General features: G+C 69.8%; 16 protein-coding genes. 5 read left to right on the top strand and 11 right to left on the bottom strand.

Annotation, left to right across the window (positions count from 1 at the left end; all coding sequences use genetic code 11):
* Positions 1-6: 6 nt before the first annotated feature.
* The 4 genes from egtD to egtA all read right to left on the bottom strand — a co-directional run bounded on the left by egtD (position 7) and on the right by egtA (position 4,515).
* Positions 7-978, bottom strand: coding sequence for an L-histidine N(alpha)-methyltransferase (egtD, locus tag ACYR7D_RS02455; protein WP_459548005.1), 972 nt, complete (start codon positions 976-978; stop codon positions 7-9).
* Positions 975-1,811 carry an ergothioneine biosynthesis protein EgtC gene (gene egtC / locus ACYR7D_RS02450; RefSeq protein WP_459548004.1) on the bottom strand — a complete coding sequence of 279 codons (837 nt, stop codon included), beginning with the start codon at positions 1,809-1,811 and terminating at the stop codon, positions 975-977. The genes egtD and egtC overlap by 4 nt, the downstream gene beginning before the upstream one ends.
* Positions 1,811-3,145 carry an ergothioneine biosynthesis protein EgtB gene (gene egtB, locus ACYR7D_RS02445; protein WP_459549981.1) on the bottom strand — a complete coding sequence of 445 codons (1,335 nt, stop codon included), beginning with the start codon at positions 3,143-3,145 and terminating at the stop codon, positions 1,811-1,813. The genes egtC and egtB overlap by 1 nt, the downstream gene beginning before the upstream one ends.
* 65 nt (positions 3,146-3,210) lie before the next feature.
* A complete protein-coding gene (gene egtA / locus ACYR7D_RS02440; RefSeq protein ID WP_459548003.1) occupies positions 3,211-4,515 on the bottom strand; it encodes an ergothioneine biosynthesis glutamate--cysteine ligase EgtA in 1,305 nt (434 codons plus the stop codon).
* 203 nt (positions 4,516-4,718) lie between these two features.
* Between egtA and ACYR7D_RS02435 the strand changes: the two genes are divergently transcribed.
* Complete coding sequence (locus ACYR7D_RS02435) at positions 4,719-5,891, top strand: aminotransferase class V-fold PLP-dependent enzyme (RefSeq protein ID WP_459548002.1); 1,173 nt, start codon at positions 4,719-4,721, stop codon at positions 5,889-5,891.
* Between the two features lie 59 nt (positions 5,892-5,950).
* On the opposite strand, the gene ACYR7D_RS02430 is transcribed toward ACYR7D_RS02435, so the two are convergent.
* Positions 5,951-6,754, bottom strand: coding sequence for a hypothetical protein (locus ACYR7D_RS02430; protein ID WP_459548001.1), 804 nt, complete (start codon positions 6,752-6,754; stop codon positions 5,951-5,953).
* Positions 6,755-6,851: 97 nt separating this feature from the next.
* A complete protein-coding gene (locus tag ACYR7D_RS02425; RefSeq protein ID WP_459548000.1) occupies positions 6,852-7,355 on the bottom strand; it encodes a lipoprotein LpqH in 504 nt (167 codons plus the stop codon).
* A 150-nt stretch (positions 7,356-7,505) separates the two neighbouring features.
* On the opposite strand from ACYR7D_RS02425, the gene ACYR7D_RS02420 reads away from it, so the two are divergent.
* From ACYR7D_RS02420 to ACYR7D_RS02405, 4 genes are all read left to right on the top strand, one after another.
* Positions 7,506-8,846 (top strand): hypothetical protein, encoded by a 1,341-nt coding sequence (locus tag ACYR7D_RS02420; protein ID WP_459549980.1) that lies wholly within the window; start codon positions 7,506-7,508, stop codon positions 8,844-8,846.
* Positions 8,846-10,063, top strand: a complete 1,218-nt coding sequence (locus ACYR7D_RS02415; protein WP_459547999.1) for a hypothetical protein — start codon at positions 8,846-8,848, stop codon at positions 10,061-10,063. The genes ACYR7D_RS02420 and ACYR7D_RS02415 overlap by 1 nt, the downstream gene beginning before the upstream one ends.
* Before the next feature lies 1 nt (position 10,064).
* Positions 10,065-11,582, top strand: coding sequence for a tetratricopeptide repeat protein (locus ACYR7D_RS02410; protein ID WP_459547998.1), 1,518 nt, complete (start codon positions 10,065-10,067; stop codon positions 11,580-11,582).
* Between the two features lie 64 nt (positions 11,583-11,646).
* Positions 11,647-12,903: a CHAT domain-containing protein gene (locus tag ACYR7D_RS02405; RefSeq protein WP_459547997.1), complete on the top strand. Its 1,257-nt coding sequence runs from the start codon at positions 11,647-11,649 to the stop codon at positions 12,901-12,903.
* A 115-nt stretch (positions 12,904-13,018) separates the two neighbouring features.
* Here the strand turns inward: ACYR7D_RS02405 and ACYR7D_RS02400 are convergent, their stop codons facing one another.
* The 5 genes from ACYR7D_RS02400 to glmU all read right to left on the bottom strand — a co-directional run bounded on the left by ACYR7D_RS02400 (position 13,019) and on the right by glmU (position 18,219).
* Positions 13,019-13,936, bottom strand: coding sequence for a ribonuclease Z (locus ACYR7D_RS02400; protein WP_459547996.1), 918 nt, complete (start codon positions 13,934-13,936; stop codon positions 13,019-13,021).
* Between the two features lie 170 nt (positions 13,937-14,106).
* On the bottom strand, positions 14,107-15,321 hold the full coding sequence (locus ACYR7D_RS02395; RefSeq protein ID WP_459547995.1) for a hypothetical protein: 1,215 nt from the start codon (positions 15,319-15,321) through the stop codon (positions 14,107-14,109).
* 57 nt (positions 15,322-15,378) lie between these two features.
* Entirely contained in the window at positions 15,379-15,630 is a 252-nt protein-coding gene (locus ACYR7D_RS02390) for a hypothetical protein (protein ID WP_459547994.1), read from the bottom strand.
* Between the two features lie 121 nt (positions 15,631-15,751).
* Positions 15,752-16,732 carry a ribose-phosphate diphosphokinase gene (locus ACYR7D_RS02385; protein WP_459547993.1) on the bottom strand — a complete coding sequence of 327 codons (981 nt, stop codon included), beginning with the start codon at positions 16,730-16,732 and terminating at the stop codon, positions 15,752-15,754.
* A complete protein-coding gene (gene glmU, locus ACYR7D_RS02380; protein WP_459547992.1) occupies positions 16,732-18,219 on the bottom strand; it encodes a bifunctional UDP-N-acetylglucosamine diphosphorylase/glucosamine-1-phosphate N-acetyltransferase GlmU in 1,488 nt (495 codons plus the stop codon). Before glmU ends, ACYR7D_RS02385 begins: the two co-directional genes overlap by 1 nt.
* Positions 18,220-18,245: the final 26 nt, after the last annotated feature.

Genomic DNA, 18,245 nt, shown 5'->3' with positions numbered 1-18,245 from the left:
CGGGGATCAGGTGCGGGCGGCCAGGACCAGGGCGAAACGGTCGTCGGGGTCGGTCCAGGCATGTTGGCGGACGAAACCCGCGGATCGCAATTCGGTATCCAGGCCGGGCAGCCGGAACTTCGCGGAGATCTCGGTGCGCAATTGTTCGCCGCGGGCGAAGCGGACGCTCGTTCCGAGATCGGCGATCTCGACGCTCATCTCCCGGGTGGCTTCCAGCCGCATCTCGATCCATTCGTTGTCCGGGTCCCAGTGCGCGATATGACGGAAACTCGCGGGGTCGAAATCGGCACGCAGCCGGGAATTGAGTACCCGGAGCATATTCCGGTTGAATTCCGCGGTGATCCCGGCGGAATCGTCGTAGGCGGGAATCAGGACCGCCGGGTCGACGACCAGACCCGCCCCCAGCAGCAGTTGTTCACCGGGTTCGAGGACATCGTGGACGCCGGTGAGGAACGCGGCGCGTTCCTCGGGCACCATATTGCCGATCGTGCCCCCGAGAAAAGCGATCATGCGGCGGCCGCCACGCGGCAGGATACCCAGCGTATCGGTGAAATCGCTGACCACCCCGTGTACGGCCAGCCCGGGGAATTCGGCCGCCACCTCGGCCACCGAACCACGCAGGGCCGAGGCCGAGACATCCTGTGGTACATAGGTTTTCAAGGGGCCTTCGCCGGTGAGGGCGGTGAGCAGAATCCGCGTCTTCGCGGCCGAGCCCGAACCCAGCTCCACCAGCACCTCCGCTCGAGCGGCCCGGGCGATCGCGCCCGCGACCTTCTCCAGCAGAGCGCGTTCGGTCCGGGTGGGGTAGTACTCGGGTAGCGCGGTGATCCGCTCGAACAATGCGCTGCCGCGGGCATCGTAGAACCATTTCGGCGGTAGCCATTTCGGGTCGGCGGTGAGACCGCGGCGGACATCGTCGCGCAGCGCGGCGATCAGATCGGCCTCGGTGAGATGGACTTCCACGACGGGTTCGTTCATCGATGCAGACTTTCGGTCGCTGGGGTGTGGCCGAGGTCCAGGTTCTCGACACTCAGCTCGCCGGGTTCGGCGTGGACGAGACTTCGGTCGGGCAGAGCCTGCCAGCGCGGATCGTCATCATAGGGTTCGGACGCGAGCACGGTGAACTCGTCGGTGACCAGCGCGGACAGCGAGTGGTAGCAGGTGGTCGCCCAGAATGCCCGGCCGTCGCCGATCAGCAGGTTCACCCGCGCGCCGGGAGCATGGTGCAGCACTGTGGTGACGAGCAGGCGTAGCGCGGCGCCGGGAGTTTCGGCGAGACCGGCGAGCGGCTCCGGGTCGAGCAGCCGCCGCAACAGTTCCCACAGGGCGGCCGAATCGGTGAGCGACTCCGCCTCGAGCAGATGGCTGGTCTCGTAGCGGCGTGTCATTCCGGCACGGGTCGTGGCTATATCGAGATCGGACAGTACGGCGGTGAGTACGCTGCGCCAGTGCGGGATCACCCCGTTGTGACTGAAGGCCCAGCGCCCGTGGCGGAACGGCCCGCACGCCGCACGCTCCACCGGCATACCGACGGTGGCCGAACGGACCGTACCCAGGACCGCGTCCGAGGTGAGCTGGGGCAGCACCTCGTCCACGGCCGGGTCGGTCCAGATGGGGTCGGCATTGCGATACCGGCTGACCGTCCGCGCGCCCGGAACCCACCACGCGACCCCGAATCCGTCGGCGTTGACGGTGCCACCGCCGCGCATGTCACGGGGTGCCCACGACTGGGTACGCAGGGAATGCGGACCGCGGGTGAGGATATCGCCCACCGGCACCGGAGTGCCCACGTAACCGATGTGCCGGCACATCACGCCTCTTCCGGGCCGAGGGTGCGGGCCAGCCGGAACCCGGCGAAGATCTGGCGCCGGACGGGGTGGTCCCAGTTGCGGAAGGTGCCCCGGCAGGCCACCGGGTCGGTGCCGAAGGAACCACCGCGCAGCACCCGGTAGTCCCCGCCGAAGAAAACCTCCGAGTACTCGCGGTAGGGGAAGGCGCGGAACCCGGGGTAGGGGTGGAAACCGGAGGCGGTCCATTCCCAGACATCGCCGATCAGCTGGTGTACCCCGGTGGGGGAAGCGCCGGCGGGATAGGCCCCGATATCGGCCGGTTCCAGATACCGCTGGCCGAGATTGGCGGTGGTGGGCCCGGGCTCGGTATCGCCCCAGGGATAGGCACGGGAGCGGCCGGTGGCCGGGTCGTAGCGGGCCGCCTTCTCCCACTCGGCCTCGGTGGGCAGGCGTTTGCCCGCCCAGTTCGCGTACGCCTCGGCCTCGAACCAGCACACGTGCACCACCGGCTGTTCCGGCCGCAGGCGGCGCGGCGTTCCGAACACCCGCCGCCACCACTGCCCGGCGGAATCGCGTTCCCAGAATTGTGGGGCCGTGAGCCCGGCGGCGTTGCGATGCGACCAGCCGCGCTCGGACCACAGTTCGGGGCGTTCGTAACCGCCGTCGTCGAGGAAGGCGAGATATTGAGCGTTGGTCACCGGGGCGGCGTCGATGGCGAAGGCAGGCAGGCGCACCGGATGGGCGGGACGTTCGTTGTCCAGGGCCCACGGGTCGGTGGAGGTGCCCATGGTGAATTCCCCGGCGGGGATCACGACCTCACCGGCTACCGCGGTGGTGGCGGACGGGGCCGCCGGAGCGGACAGAACGGGTGCTCCGGCGCGCAGCTGATGGGTGGCGAGCATGGTCTCGTCGTGCTGTTGTTCGTGCTGGGCGATCATCCCGAAGGCGAATCCGCCCTCGACCAAGGGGCCGCCGCGCAGTGGGCTGTGTTCCAGGATCTCCCAGACCTTGTCGCGTACGGTGCCGACATATCCGCGCGCCTCGCGCGGGTTCAGCAGCGGCAGCGCCGGCCGGTCGGGTCTGGCGTGCTTGAAGGCGTCGTAGAGTTCGTCGATATCGGCGCGTACCGGTTCCCGCCCACCGACATCGCGCACCAGCCACAGCTCCTCCTGGTTGCCGATATGCGCCAGATCCCACACCAGTGGGCTCATCAGGCGGGAGTGCTGGGCGACGAGCTCGGCCTCGTCCACGCACTCGGTGAGCGCGGCCGTGCGCTGCCGGGCCCGGGTGAGGGCGGCGGCGACGGTCTCACGGAGTCGCTCGGTCGCGGCTCGGTCGGTGGGGGGATATGCGATGGTCACAGTGCTGCTCCGCTCGGCGGCATGGGTTGGGTGCGATCTCTCGGATACGGGGCACGGTTCTACTCGTCCAGGGGCGATCGGCCCGCCGCGCACCGCCGGAGAACGGACCGGAGGCCGGGCACCCCGGCGGGACCGTGGGCCGCCGCGACCTCCAGTACGGATACGGCCGCGGCGCGCAGTTCCGGATCGGCCAGACCGTCGCGGGCGGCGTCGGCCCAGCGGCCGGCGACGGCGGATGCGGCGGTGGTCGCGTCGGCGACGGCGGCCGGGGTCGAGAGCAGCGCGTGGATCACGGTGACCGGTACCGTCCAGCCGTCACCCGGTTGAGCGTCGATATAGCGCACCTCGAAATACCCGGCGGGCCGTACCGGCGGGAACAGGGTGGTCAAGTGGTAGCGCAGGTCCGTGATATCGGGCCGGCGGCCGATCACCTGGTCCAGGCCGCCGGCCAGCCAGTCGGCGAAGGTGGCGCCGGGCGGCGCTGCCCACGTGTTACCGGACGCGGGTCCGGTTCCTTCCGGCCGGCGTACGCACAGCAGCGGCGCGTCGAGCGCCCAGCGGGCATATCCGGTGACGGGGTCGGACCATTGGGCCACCGGCGGGCAGGCGCGCTCCGGATCCAGATGCAGCCAGGTCCGCATCCGCTGGGAGACCCACGCGCCGGGCGGGGCGCCGCGCAGGACGGGTGAGCACGCGAAGGCCGCTATCAGCGCGGGACCGACGGTGTGCAGGGCCGTCCAGCGAGCGGTGAGTTCGGACCGGTCGGCGCCGATATCGAGGCTGACCTGGGTCGCCGCGGTATTGCTCATCATGAGCCGGCCGAACGGGCCGATCCGGGCGAAATGATCCGCCATGGCGCGGTAGCGCGGTAACCGCAGCTGATACCGGGGGCTGCGGGCGGGGTCCGCGGCCGCGGCGACCATCCGGATGGATCGGGTTCCGAGAAGTTCGCGCAGCCGCCGCTGATCCGCGGTCAAACGCGTGCACAGTTCGGTGACCTCCCCGACGGCCACGCTGGAGAGTTCGATCTGGCCGCCGGGTTCGACGGTGACCCGGCTGCCGCCCGGTAGCGGGTCGGCCGGGGAATCCGGGGAGATGGAGCGGGGAGCGTGCGGGCCCAGGGCCCGGGCGAGCAATGCGGTGGTGGGGCGGCGGCCGTCGAACGGGTGGCGCCGCGCGACGGGGCGGTCGCCGGCGACGGGATCGCGGACGGTGAACCATTCCAGTTCGGCCCCGACGAGTACCGGGGGACCCAGTTTGAAGCAGACTCCGCCGATATAGGCTTCCGCCGCCGCTCTACTGGTGAGGGCCGGATGTGGGGACAGGTCGCTGGTCGATTCCGTATGTTCGAGCGTGACCGCCATAACCAACCTCCATGCGGCTTCTCGCTGATTCGTCTCGCGTACTCGGTCGCCGGTGCTGCCTGCGCTCGTGTTCGGTTGTCGGCGCGACTCCCTCCGGGTGCCGGGCGGGTACGGTGTCGAGCCTCATGCGAATCCAGAGTAGCGACGGATACGGACACGTTTTCGGCGCGAACCCGTCACGAATCCGGCATAGGGTCGGGCTCATGGTCGATGAGCAGCGAGTACGCAGCGATACACCCGGCGTCGGGGGCGGTGCGGTGTTTCTGGACAGCGCGGGGTCGTCGTTACCGCCGCGGGTGGTCACCGATACCGTGATCGCGCATCTGCGCCGGGAGGCCGAGGTCGGTGGTTACCGGGCGGCCGGTGAACGTCTCGCCGAACTGGCGGGGGTGAAGGATGCCGTCGCCACCCTGCTCGGTACCACCGCCGACACCATCGCCCTCAGTGACAGCGCCACCCGCGCCTGGACGGATTTCTTCTACGCGGTCCCGCTGCGTCCCGGCGACCGGATCCTCATCTCGGGAGCCGATTACGCCAGTAACGCCATCGCGGCCCTGCAGCGTGCCCGGGCCACCGGCGCGCGGGTCGAACAGATCCCCGGCGACGGTGCGGGCCGGCTCGATCTCGAGGCACTCGACCGGATGATGGACGAGCGGGTGCGACTGGTGTCGCTGCTGCACGTGCCCACCAACGGCGGGCTGGTCAACCCGGTCGCGGAGGCCGCGCGGATCGCGCGTGGCTCCGGGGCCCTGGTGCTGCTGGACGCCTGCCAGTCCGCGGGCCAGCTGCCGCTGGACGTCACCGAACTGGGGGTGGACGCACTGTCGGCTACCGGTCGCAAATGGCTGCGCGGCCCCCGGGGCACGGGTTTCCTCTATCTGCGGCCGGAACTGGCGGCATCGATGGAACCGGGCCGGTTGGACCTGCACAGCGCGGAGTGGACCGGGCCGGACGACTACCGGATGGCCTCCGATGCTTCCCGTTTCGAATTCTGGGAGCACGATGTCGCGGCTCGCCTGGGCCTGGGCGCGGCCGTTCGGTATCTTCTCGATCTCGGCCCGGAGCAGGTGTACGCCGCGATCGCCGAACGTGCCGGCCGGTTGCGGGCGGCACTGCGCGAACTACCCCGGGTGACGGTGCGGGATCTGGGCGTAGCGCACAGCGGGATCGTTTCGTTCACCGTGGACGGGACAGCGCCCGTGGCGGTCCGGGATCGGCTGCTGGACGAGGACATCACCGTGACCGTGAGTCATCGCGCTTCGACCCTGCTCGATATGTCCGCGCGCGGACTGGATTCGGTGGTCCGGGCGTCGCCGCACTGCTTCGTCAGCGAAGAGGAGCTGGACCGGTTCGTGAGCGCGGTGGCCGCGCTGTGAACCCGTGACACCACCGAGCCCGTACCCTGGGGCGGGGGTAGGGGCTCGGCGAGCGGACCTCAGGCGTTGACCGGGATCGCCAGTACCACCTCCTTCTCGTTCTCCGGCAGGTAGTGAGCCTGGACGATACGTCCCACCTGTACGTATCCGATCGCCGACGGCGGCAGGAACTTCTCCGAGACGGTGGTGAAGGTGCTGCCGTCGGGCCGGGTGACCGCCAGCCCGACAGCGACTTTGGAGTAGCCCCCGCGGATCTCCCCGGGAACGGTGAGCGTTTGCACCACCGCCTGCGCGGTGACCCCACGGGCCGCGATATCCAGCTTCTCCCGGCTGGTGACGCCTTTGCGGATCAGTGATTCGTCCATCGCCCGCTGTGCCGCCGCGCTGTCACCGGAGAGATCCGGTTCGACGATGCCGGGGCGATCCGGGCGATAGCGCACCGGCAGCACCACACCGGGCGTGAGCAGCGCCAGCTCGGTGAGCGGCACGATCGTCTTCGCGGTGGCGTCGAAGATATTGCCGTGCGCGTCTTCGACACTGAATTCGATCCGCAGCTGCGGCTGGTCGTTGAGTGTGACGCCGGTGTGGCGGAACGATTTCACCGTGCCCAGTCCCAGCGGCGCATCCCGGAAATCGCCGGTGTTGCGGCCGGTGAGAGCGGTGAAAACGCCGGTGCCGGTGAACGCGAAAACCATGACCACCACGGTGAACGCGATGATGGGCAGGGCCGTCCAGCCGTTCAGCCACGCCATATAGGTGGGTTCGTAGACGCTGGTGGGTTCGTAGGTGAGGCCCTGCCACAGGTAGCCGCCGATGGCGAGCGCGGCGAAGCCGAGCGCGAGGGTGCGCAGGGTGTGGATCATGATTTTCTCCTCGGAGGATGGTCCGGATACCGGGCCACCTCGTCGCTTCGGACACCGGAGGACAGGGGCGACGAGGAGCCCGGCACACGGGATGCGGTCAGTCGCCGACGATGTCGGAGCAGGCGAAGGTGAGTTCGAATTTCGCGGTGGCCGGCCCGGCCATGGGGTCGGCCATATCGGGGGCACCGACACCTTCACCGGTGACGGTGAAGGTGTCACCGTCCCGGGTGACCTGCGCAGACCCGCCGGGCGCACCGTTGCCGTACCCGACGGCGTACGGCATACCGGAGGCACCGCCGCGGCTGCCCGCGATGGCGACGGCCTGCACCGTCGAATCGCCGAGAATGCCGGCGCTGACACTCAACCGGCCGTACTGCGCGTTGTCGGTATCGGTCAGGGCCAGCGCCAGGGTGTCGCCCTGCTTCGCGCAGGTGGTGTCGAAATCGCCGTCGAGGGCTTTGCCGTCGACCAGCGCGACGGACTTGCCGGTGGCGTCCGGAGCGGCCGGAGTGCTCGTGGCCTCATCACCGCAGGCGGAGAGCAGCAGCGCGGCGGAAGCGGCGAAAGCGGCGGCGCCGAGGCGGAAGAGCGTGGCGTTCATGGTGGGTCCTGTTCTCTCGGTGATCCGGTCCCTGTGTCCGGGGCCGTTACGAGAAAAGTAGGAATCCGCGCACGCCTACCGATCCCAACTTTTGCGCCCGCACAGCGGGTGGGACTTCGATAACCTGGGCGCATGCGACGACCGCGGGCCATGGTGCTCGATGAGGTGTGGCGCGGTCTCGCGGGTGTGGAAGCGCTGAGCGGGCCGCAGGGGGCACCGCTGCGCCGCACCGTGAAACTGATCCTCGACCCGCTCGTCATCCGCCCGGTCCGGTATCCGAGCTGTGGTGGCGCGATTCTCTCGGCCGACGGCGCGACTCTGCTCGCCGCCCGGGTCCACGCCCAAGCCGATACGCTACGGGCGACGGCGGCGTGGTTCACCCTCCTCAAACAGGCACGTCGCAGGTTGCGGATCACCGAGGGCACCGCGCAGGACCTGTATTTCCAGCGCTGTTTCGAACTCGCCGCCACCCGGGGGCATCCCGATCCTCACCGCGACCGGCTGCGGGCCGAGGCGGTGTTACGTGAGATCCACGGTTTCGCGGCGGGACGCACCACGCAGGCACTGCGAGAACACCTCACCGACGGTGAGCGGGCCGCCCGGTTCGACGGCCTCCTCGAAACCGCCTGGCGCCGCCGGCCGGCACCCCCCGAGGTGGCGATCGACCACACCGCGGAACTGCGACGACTCCTCGATGACGCGGCCGCGACCCGCACCTCGGCCGATGATCGCGCCGCCCGGCGGCTGTTGCACCAGCTGATCACCGCCGGCGCGGGCGCGCATACGGGTATCGAACTGTGGTGGCGGACGGAACGCGGCGCGCACGCGCTGGGGCTGACGGCGCATCCGGTGCCGCCCCGGCCCGGGGTGGGGGATTCGGCGTCCACCGCCGGCCTGGGACCGCCGTTCGACCGGACCGTCTACGAACGGGTTTTCACGGTATTGCAGGCATCCACCGAGCGTGCCGAGCTGCCGCCGATACCGGACCTGGTCAGCACGGAGATCGCCCGCAGCTGTGCCCCGTGGGCGCTGCTCGGCGAATCGTTACGGCTCGCGGCTGCCACCGGGGTGGAGCTGGCCCTCGGGTTGGCGCCGATCACCGGTCCGCCGCCCGTCCCGGCTCGGGCCGAGGACGAGGCCACCGGCGGATCCGCCGCGCACCGGCTGGTGAACGGCCGCTGGCAACGGGAGGCCTACGTGTTGCAGGCCCGGCGGCTGGCCGTCCACTCGATTCCCGGTGACCACAACCCGCTGGCCGCCATCGCCGCCGAACTCCGGACCCCGTGGCGGCCGTATCTGCGCCGGCTCTGGGTGCGGCTGCACGGACGTGATGTTCGTGAGCTGCCCGTCACCGAACCCGAAGAGCTGTGGGATCTGCTGGACGGTGTGGCGCGTTCGGTGGTGCTCGACCATCGCACCCGGGTGCGCAAGGCGTTGAGCGCGCAGGTGCTGGAAACGGTATCGGATACGGCCGAGCCGAGGGCGGTGTGATGGTCGATACCGTACGTATTCAGCGCCCGCACCCGGATCTGTGGACGATCGCGCCGCCCGGTGCACCGGATACGACCGGCGCCGGCCCGGACCCGGACACCGCGGTCGTGGAGGTGGCGGGCGGGTATCTGTGCTGGAGTCTCCTGGCGGATCAGCGCATTCCGGCGGCGACGCTGCACGATCTCGACACGGCCCAGGAGTGGCTGTGGGCTCTGTACGGTGCGGAGGTGGCGGTGGCCGCCGACGAGTACACCGCGCCCGTGGACCTGCCCGCCCGCCCCGAGCGGCCCGCTCTCGCGGCAGCGATCCGCCGGCTCGGGTACGCGCACTGGGCGGCCCGCTGGTGGCCGGCCTCCACCCTCGACGGTATCGCTGCGCTCGACCCGGAGCTGCTCGACGGCGAGATCGCGGAACTCACCGAGTTCTGTGAGGGGGTGGTCGATGGCCCCGACGCCGAACTTCCGGGCGGTTCGCGCGGCGAGGTGCCCACGGCCACCCGGCCGGACGGCGAGGACGCGCCGGGCAGCCGGGAAAGCCTCTCGCGCACCGCCCGCGCGGGGGACTACGCGCTGGCGGCCGGCGGGGAGCCGGGTGCCCGGCACGATGGGCTCCCGCTCGGTCGCGGTAGCGGGGGCTGGGATTGGCGATTCTGTCCCGCCGGTGTGGTGGACGCCTCCGAGCACGCGATTTCCTGGGAGCTCTTCCGGGCGGGTGGGAGCACGGTGGTGCGGATACGGGCTGTCGCCGCTCCTGGAATCATCGCGAATCCACCCGAGCACCTGTGGCCGCACGCTGTGGTCCGCGCCGCGGCGGGTGTCGTGGACACCGTACTGGAGCTCCGTGGGGATACGTGGACCGCCGAGGTGAGCGCGGCGGACACGGTGGCGGGTGTCGATGTCTACGTTCCGGGAGCCGGGCCGTTCGCTCCGGGCGACGCGCACCGGTGGGCATCCGGTAGCGATGCGTCCGCCGCGCCGGATTCCGCCGGCCCGGAGCCCGATACCGTGGCGATGACCGGTCCCGGTCCATCGACCGTGGGTGCGCGCCGCCGGGAGCGTATCCGGGAACTGGCGCGCGACCGGTTGCGCCGGGCCGCGCCGGAGGGCGAATTCGTCGCGAGCCACCCTCCGGGCGATACGGAACCGAGTTCCGTACTCGCCGATATCACCCCACTGCGTGCGGAAGTATTCGCCGCGGAGAACGATTCGGATTTCTGAGATGAGCGGTACCGACACCCCACCCGGCCCGGAACTGCTGTACGAGGGTGCCGCGGCGTATCAGAGCGGTGATATCGCCGAGGCGCTGCGGATATTCGAGCACGCTGTTCGCAGCACCTCCGGCGGGGTGCGTATCAGCGCGCTGGTCAATGCCGCGAGTATGTACGACGAACTCGGCGACCACGAGGGCGCGGCGGCCCGGTACCGGCTGGCATTGGGGGAGATACCGGAGGACGCGGTGGAAAAGCGCGCGTCCACACTGATCAACTATTCGCAGGCGCTGCAGCATCTGGGAGAACTGGACGAGGCCCAGTCGGTGCTGGAACAGGCGCGCGCTCTGCTCGCCGGCGCGGACGGCCTCGGGGTGCTGCGGGTGTCGTGCCTGCTCTCGCTGACCGCGGTCGCCACACATCGCAGCCGTTGGGCCCAGGTGATCGAGATCGCCACCGAATCCCTCGATACGGCACTGCGGTTCGCCCCTCATCTCACCGGGCATCCGCTGATGAACCTGGCCGGCGCCTATTTCGAGACAGGCCGCCGGGAGCTCGGAGTGGATTTCGCGCAGCAGGCGCTGACCGCGTTCACCACTGCCGGGGACGGCAACGCGGTGGCCGACACCCAGCAGAACCTCGCCCAGATGTTCAGCAGACTCGGCCGTCTCGACGAGGCGGAGGAACTGGTCCGAGCCAGTCAGGAGTACTACGAGCGGGCCGGCCTCGGCTATCGGGCCGGTGTGGGATGGAAGATCCGCGGTTTTCTCGCCGAGAACCGCGGCGCGGCCGCGCAGGCCGAAGCGTGGTACGAACGCGGTCTCACCTGTTTCGAGGATTCCGGTGCCGTACTCGACGCCGCGGCGGTGCGGTGCCGGCTCGCCACCCTGGCCTATACGAGCGGACGGGCCGACGAGGGCCGGGAGCTGCTCGCCGTCGCTTTCGCGGTCTATGCCGAACGCGGCCTCGGCCTGCAGTGCGCGCAGCTCGATTACTGGCACGCGGTGCTGCTGGAGGCGGTGATCGACGAGATGGACGCCGTACCCATGGCCTTGCTCGAACTGGGACGCGCGTTGTCGGTACCCGCGGCCGTCGCCATCGACGCCGTGCGCTACAGCCTGTCGAACGGTAATCAGCGCGAACAGTGGAACCGGGAGGTCGCCGAACCCGCGTGGCGGCTCGCGTTCCGTTTCGCCCACCGCTGCGGGGACGGCGCTCTTCTCGCCGATCTCATCGAAACACAATGTGCCGGAACCACTCTGGATATGAGCCGCACCGTATCGGCCGGGCATCCGCAGTTCCCGCTGGATATCGCGGACCTACCCGCGCGGGTCGGTGCGCCGCCACCCGGCCCACTACAGCTGGGGTCGGCCCTGGCCCATGTGGCGGCCGCCGCCGGGCTACCCGTAGCGCCGCCGCCCCGGCTGGCGGTGTCACCGGGCCCGCGGATCGCGCTCGGCGAATACATCGCCGTCGCCGAACAGCGTTACGGACAACGGGTACGGGAGGATCGGGTGATTCCGGCATGAGCACCGTCCCGGGGAAACGAGCGGAGACGCTTCCTGCTTCGTGCGGCCGGCGGAGAAGAACCCGATGAGTGACCAGCCGACCGTTGTGGTGCGTATGGCCGACGCCGGTGACGTCTACCTGTCGTGGCGTTGGATCGGCGATACCGGTGCGCCGGGGGTCGTCGCGCTCCCCGGGGACGATATCGACCGGGTGGTGCGGGAACTGGCCGCCGCGCTTCCGGACCCGGGCGTGGCCGGTGGGCTGGAACGGTCTCTCACGACCGCCGCCCTCGCCGCACCGGATACCGAATATCTGCTGGCACGTGACCTTTCCCGTGCGCTCCTCCCACAGCAGCTGGCCGGCCAGCTGCACGAGCTGTACCGCCGGGGTGTTCGTCCCCGGATCCGGCTTCAACCTTCTCCGCGGGTCGCGCAGGTGCCGTGGGAGCTGCTCGCTCCGGGCCCGGACGTACGGTTGGCCGATATCGCCGATATCGCTCTGCTGGCGCCGGCCGGAGTCGTGCACGCGCCGGCCCGCGTGGCCCGGCCCTGGCTCACGCACCGGGATCTCCCGGTGGTGGCCGTACTCGATCCGCGCGTACCGGGTTTCCGGGCCGATTCCGAGCTCGGTTCGGTGCTGGGCCGGATGAGCCATCCGGCACCGCTCACCGAGCGGCTCGCGCACCATATCGGAACCGGGCGGCTACGCCCGGAGGTCGCCGATCCGGTGGCCGTTTTCCGCCGTACCGATCTCGATCGCGCCTGGCTTTCCACGACCTTGCGCGCAGGCGCCTCCCGGCTGCTCTATCTGGGTCATGTCACCGCGGCGCCGCCCGAATCCGGCCGGAGCGAGGATGCGGAACTACATCTCGCCTGCACTGCCGCCACCGTGGGATTCGCCGACCCGCAGCGCACCCACCGGCCGCTGTCGGCCAAGGACCTGCTGCTCGGCACCCATACCCTCGCCCCCGAACCCGTCGCGGGAAAGGATCTGTGGCCGATACCGAGCCGGGTGGCTCTCATCGCCTGTGAAAGCGGCGGTGATCTGCGGTTCACCGAGGCGTTGGGTCTGATCGCCGCCATGATCACCGGTGGTGCCGAACTGGTCACCGCCACCCGCTGGCCGTTGCCCACCGATTTCGCCTTCCAACGCCTGGGTGGTGCGCAGGGGGCCACGCCCTTGCAGGCAACCGTGCGTGCGGTGGATATCGCTCACGAAACGCCCAACCCCGTCGCCGCGTTGGCCCAATGGCAGCGGGAGCGGCTGCGCGCCTGGCGTAGCACCGGGGCCGTCGAGGATTCCCCGGTGCTGTGGTCGGCCCTCGCCACCTTCGTCACGTAGCGGCCCGCCGGGTTCGCGGGTCTGCCGCCGGCGGCGTTCTCGGCCGACAGATCCACCACGGCGTTGGAGATGCTGAGGGCCGATCGTCTACGACGGGCCGGATACGAGACTCCGGTCAGCGCCGCGGCGGAAAAGGTATGCGATCCAGATCGCCGGCGACCACGATTTCCCCGTGGAATTCGCGGCGCGCCGCGGCGAGATGACCGTCGAGACCGCGGTAGCGCTGGGAGAAATGGGTCAGTACCAGGGTCCGGACACCCGCTTCGGCGGCGATCCGGGCGGCCTCGCCCGCGGTGAGATGGCCGTGCTCGGCGGCCAGCTGCGCATCGGTGTCGCAGAAAGTTGCCTCGATGACGAGCATATCCACTCCGGCGGCCAGCTCCCGGGCGGCCGGGCAGACCCGGGTGTCCATGACGAAGGCGAAACTCTGTCCGCGCCGGACGACGCTCACCTCTTCCAGCGTGACGGTGCGGCCCTGCCAGGAGATCTCTCCTTCGCGTTGCAGCCGGCCCACGATGGGCCCGTGCAGCCCGAACTCGGCCAATCGTTCGGCCAGAATGGTGCGGTAATCGGGTTCGGTGAGCCGATAACCGAAGGTCTCCACCGGGTGGTCGAGCCGGGCGGTGCGCAGCGTGAACGGCGCACCGGGAGCCGCAAGCACACCCGCCTCGGTGATCGGGTTCCGGCGGAGCTCGACGGTGCGGTGGTAGGCGGTGGCATCACACAGATGGTCGAAGAATCGTCGGCCCGATGCCGGATAGTAGGCGTCGATCGGATGCGGGACGCGATCCAGGTTGATCCGCTGCACCACCCCGGCCAAGCCCAGGCTGTGGTCGCCGTGGAAATGGGTTATCGCGATCCGGGTGAGGTCGGTGGCGGAGATACCGGCGTGGATCATCTGCCGCTGGGTGCCCTCCCCCGGGTCGAACAGGATGGCTTCGCCGCCCCAGCGCAGCACATACCCGTTGTGATTGCGGTGGGCCGTCGGCACCTGGCTCGCGGTGCCGAGCACCACCAGCTCTCGCTGTGACATCTACCCGCGCCGCCGGAGGGGGTCCGCCGGCACGAGTCGGTTCACCGCTGTCTGCTGCTCGCTGGCCATGCGTCGACGATATCCGGCGGGGATCGTCGACGCGGCCCCGTCGAGTTCTCGGCGGCCCTCGACGCCGACCCGGCCGGATACGAACACGCGACGGTCTCCGGCTAACGGAAGGTCTCGGTCGGGACCATATCGGTATTGGTGATCAAGATCCCGATGACCAGGCCGATTACTAGGCAGACCCCGGCCGCGACGGCTGCCCATTTGCCCAGCGGTTCGCCCCGGACGTGCCCCACGATGCCCAGGACGATTCCGGCCGGGCCGAACAGGATGGGACAGAGGAACAGGGAGATCGCGGCACAGGCGAAACCGATGATGGACAGAACCTGCGGCCCGGAGCGTTCCGGCCGGGGGGTGGCTCCGTAGGGCTGATACTGCTGCTGCGAATAGGCGGGATAGCCACCGGGAGCGGGTGCTCCGCCGGGCCATCCCTGCTGACCGCTCGATGTGCCGCCCCAGCCGGGCTGCTCGCCGGGGGTGCCCCAGCCGGACTTCTCCCCGTACTCGGCCCGGCCGGGATACCCGCCGGCTTCGCCCCCGCCGGGCATCTCCGGTGGACCCCAGCCGGGGTACGCGCCGGGCCCGCCCCAGCCGGGCCGGCCGCCCGATTCGCCCCAGCCGGCTTGTGTCCCCGGTTCGCCCCAGCCGGCTTGCGCGCCCGGTTCGCTTCGGCCGGGTTGCGCGCCCGGAGGCCCCCAGCCGGACTGCTCGGCTCCCCCGGCCGTACGGTCGCCCTGGTCGCCGTACCCGCCCGGCGGCGGGGAACCGGGCTGTCCGGAAACCGGCCGGCCGCCGGGAGACTGTGGCTGCCACGCCTGCCCGGGAGTCTGTTCCTCGGGCTCGGCCGACCATGCCTGGGACGGCACCTCACCGCCCGGTGGGTAGGCCCCGGATCGCGCGCCTTCCGCGGAACCGCTGTCCGGCGGCCGCCAACCCTGTTCGTAGGCGGCCGCTCCCCGGTCCTGCCCCGGCACACCACCAGGTGGGCCGATCGCACCACCACGGGATTCGTCGCCCGGCCGCGATCGGCGGCCCAGCAGTTTCGGGAGATACTCGGTGGGCGGGTCCTCGGACCCGGCACCCGCAGAGCCGGTGGGCTCGGGCGGCTGCGGCGCCGCGGCAGCGGGATGGGCCCCGGGTGGCGGCGGCGGATGGTCGGAAGTCCGGGTCTCGTCCGGCGGCTGGGGGGCGGAAGGGGCGGTGAACGAGGGCTCGCCGGGGCGCGGCGCGTCCGGAGCGGGTTCCGCACGGCCGGTCTGCTCGGAGTCGTTGTCCTCCGGCCGCTCGCCGGGGTCTCGCGGGTTCTGCGGTGTGCTCATCACGTCTCCTCGGTCGTATCGTCGAGGGCTCGTAGGCCGGTACCGCGGCGAGAGCTGTCAGCTGTCGGGTTCGTCGTCTTCGATATGGATGGCGGCGGCTTCGGCGGGGCGGTTGTCCTCCCCGGGACGGTCGCGCCGGTCCGGCTCCTGCGCCAGTTCCTCGGCGATACCGAAACGGCCCTGGTCGCCGCCTTCCCGGTCGCGGATGCGCAGCTCGGCGGGCGGGTCCTCGATAGAGCGTTCGTAGGCGCGGACCTCGTCGTCCTGATCGTCGCCGACCGGATCGGGATCCTGGGGTTCGCGTTCCATACCAACCAGTATGCGCCGGGCCGTGGCCGGTTCGGGGGACCGCGTGCGGCGGTGTCGAATACTCACCCGCGACGACGAACGGCCCGGACCGTCGGGTCCGGGCCGTTCGTCGGAAAGAGAGTCAGGCGTTGCCGTTGAACAACCCGGTCACCGAGCCGTTCTCGAACACCTCACGAATCGTGCGAGCCAGCAGCGGCGCGATGGAGAGCACCGTGAGCTGCGGGAACTTCTTCTCCTCGGTGATCGGCAGGGTATTGGTCACCACGACCTCCTTGGCCCCGCACGCGGCCAGGCGTTCGGCCGCGGGGGCGCTCAACACGCCGTGGGTCGCCGCGATCACCACATCGCCGGCCCCGGCCTCGCGCAGTACGTTCACCGCGCCGGCGATGGTGCCACCGGTATCGATCATGTCGTCGATCAGGATGCAGGTGCGGCCTTCGACCTCACCGACCACGCGATTGGACTTCACCTGGTTCGGGACCAGCGGATCACGGGTCTTGTGGATGAACGCCAGCGGCGCCCCGTCGAGCGAATCCGCCCACTTCTCCGCCACGCGGACCCGGCCGGAGTCGGGGGAGACCACGGTGATGTTCTCGAGGCTGTAGTTGTTACGGATGTATTCGGCCAGCTGCAGCTGCGCGTGCATATGGTCGACCGGGCCGTCGAAGAAACCCTGGATCTGGTCGGTGTGCAGATCGACCGTCACGATCCGGTCGGCACCGGCGGTTTTGAGCAGGTCGGCGACCAGGCGGGCCGAGATGGGCTCACGGCCGCGGTGCTTCTTGTCCTGGCGGGCGTACGGATAGAACGGCAGGATGGCGGTGATCCGTTTGGCCGAACCGCGCTTGAGCGCATCGATCATGATGAGCTGTTCCATCAGCCACTGATTCAGCGGCGCGGGAAAACTCTGCAGTACGAAGGCGTCGGAACCGCGTACCGACTCCTCGAAACGGACGAAGATCTCCCCGTTCGCGAAATCACGCGCGACCTGCGGGGTGACCTGGACGTCGAGTTCCTTGGCCACCTGTTCGGCAAGCTCGGGGTGGGAGCGTCCGGCGAAGAGCATCAGGTTCTTCTGATTGTCGATCCATGACGCGGTCACTACTGATTGCCATCCTTAAGCTCTGTTGCCCGACCGGGTGTCTCATCGGCCGCGAGCGCTTTCGCCGCCGCGTTCGCTGCAGCGGTACCTGGACGTTTCCGCTGCACCCAGTTCTCGATATTGCGCTGCGTACCCCCGGACACGGCCAACGCGCCCGGCGGGACGTCTTCCCGCAGTACAGTACCTGCTCCGGTATATGCTCCATCACCCACGGTCACCGGCGCAACGAACATCGTATCGCTGCCGCCGCGCACATGAGACCCCACGACGGTGCGGTGTTTGCCCACCCCGTCGTAGTTCACGAAAACGCTGGACGCTCCGATGTTGCTGTGCTCGCCGATACTGGCGTCACCGATATAGGTGAGGTGCGGGACCTTGGTGTACCTGCCGATATCGACGTTCTTCGTCTCCACGAACGTGCCGATCTTCCCGGATTCGCCCAGGGTCGTGCCCGGCCGCAGGTAACTGAACGGGCCGACCGTCGCATCCGCGCCGATCGTCGCGCCTTCCCCATGCGTGCGGATCACCCGCGCGCCGTCGCCGACGGTGACATTGGTGAGGGTGGAATCGGGGCCGATCTCCGCGTCCTCACCGATCACCGTGGTGCCCAGTAGCTGGACCCCGGGCCGCACCACGGTATCGCGGCCGATCCGCACATCGGTATCGATCCAGGTGGTGTCCGGATCCACGATCGTGACCCCGGCGCGCATATGCCGTTCCACGATGTAACGGTTGAGGGTGCGGGCCGCGGCGGCCAGCTGTACCCGGTCGTTGACCCCGGTGACCTTGGCCGAATCGACCAGCCGGGCGCCCTGGACCGGATAGCCCGCCTCGCGGGCCAGCTTCAGGACATCGGTCAGATAGAGCTCGTGCTGCGCATTGGCGGTGGACAGCCGGCCGAGCATGGTGCGCAGTACGGTGGCGTCGAACGCGTACACACCGGAGTTGACCTCGCGAATCGCGGTCTGCTCCGGGGTGGCGTCGGCGTGCTCGACGATCTCGGCAACCTCGCCGTCGGCATCGCGCACGATCCGGCCGTAGCCGTTCGGATCGTCGGGAACGAAGGTGAGGACCGTCACCGCGGGCCGATCGGCATAGCTGCGGTGTTCCTCCAGCAGCGCGGCGAGGGTGTGCCCGTCCAGGAGCGGAACGTCACCGGAGGTGACGACCACGTCACCGGCGAAGTCCTCGGGCAATCCCGCCAGTCCGCACTGCACGGCATGCCCGGTACCGAGCTGTCGCTCCTGCACCACCGGGACGATGTCGCGATCCAGTTGGCTCGCCACCGCCGCCGCGGCCGCGCCGACCTGCTCGCGGTCGTGCCCGATCACCGTCACCAGATGGCGCGGGTCGATCGTGTGAGCGGCGTGCAAAGCGTGCGCCAGCATGCTGCGCCCGGCCAGCGGATGCAGCACTTTGGGTGTTTTCGACCGCATTCTCGTCCCGGCACCCGCGGCGAGCACGATGACGGCGGTCTGCTCCTGCATGAATCTCCCTCGGGCCGACGATGGTC

The sequence above is a fragment of the Nocardia sp. X0981 genome (assembly GCF_977089955.1).
Note: the sequence above shows the minus strand (reverse complement) of the source record. Positions and strands in the feature narration are given on the sequence as shown.

Coding starts and splice junctions, on each gene's coding strand:
- egtC (WP_459548004.1), bottom strand. CDS start 1,811: ATGTGCCGGCACATCGGTTACGTGGGCACTCCGGTGCCGGTGGGCGAT.
- ACYR7D_RS02425 (WP_459548000.1), bottom strand. CDS start 7,355: ATGAACGCCACGCTCTTCCGCCTCGGCGCCGCCGCTTTCGCCGCTTCC.
- glmU (WP_459547992.1), bottom strand. CDS start 18,219: ATGCAGGAGCAGACCGCCGTCATCGTGCTCGCCGCGGGTGCCGGGACG.
- ACYR7D_RS02390 (WP_459547994.1), bottom strand. CDS start 15,630: ATGGAACGCGAACCCCAGGATCCCGATCCGGTCGGCGACGATCAGGAC.
- ACYR7D_RS02435 (WP_459548002.1), top strand. CDS start 4,719: ATGGTCGATGAGCAGCGAGTACGCAGCGATACACCCGGCGTCGGGGGC.
- ACYR7D_RS02420 (WP_459549980.1), top strand. CDS start 7,506: ATGGTGCTCGATGAGGTGTGGCGCGGTCTCGCGGGTGTGGAAGCGCTG.
- ACYR7D_RS02415 (WP_459547999.1), top strand. CDS start 8,846: ATGGTCGATACCGTACGTATTCAGCGCCCGCACCCGGATCTGTGGACG.
- egtA (WP_459548003.1), bottom strand. CDS start 4,515: ATGGCGGTCACGCTCGAACATACGGAATCGACCAGCGACCTGTCCCCA.
- ACYR7D_RS02400 (WP_459547996.1), bottom strand. CDS start 13,936: ATGTCACAGCGAGAGCTGGTGGTGCTCGGCACCGCGAGCCAGGTGCCG.
- egtD (WP_459548005.1), bottom strand. CDS start 978: ATGAACGAACCCGTCGTGGAAGTCCATCTCACCGAGGCCGATCTGATC.
- ACYR7D_RS02430 (WP_459548001.1), bottom strand. CDS start 6,754: ATGATCCACACCCTGCGCACCCTCGCGCTCGGCTTCGCCGCGCTCGCC.
- ACYR7D_RS02405 (WP_459547997.1), top strand. CDS start 11,647: ATGAGTGACCAGCCGACCGTTGTGGTGCGTATGGCCGACGCCGGTGAC.
- ACYR7D_RS02395 (WP_459547995.1), bottom strand. CDS start 15,321: ATGAGCACACCGCAGAACCCGCGAGACCCCGGCGAGCGGCCGGAGGAC.
- ACYR7D_RS02410 (WP_459547998.1), top strand. CDS start 10,065: ATGAGCGGTACCGACACCCCACCCGGCCCGGAACTGCTGTACGAGGGT.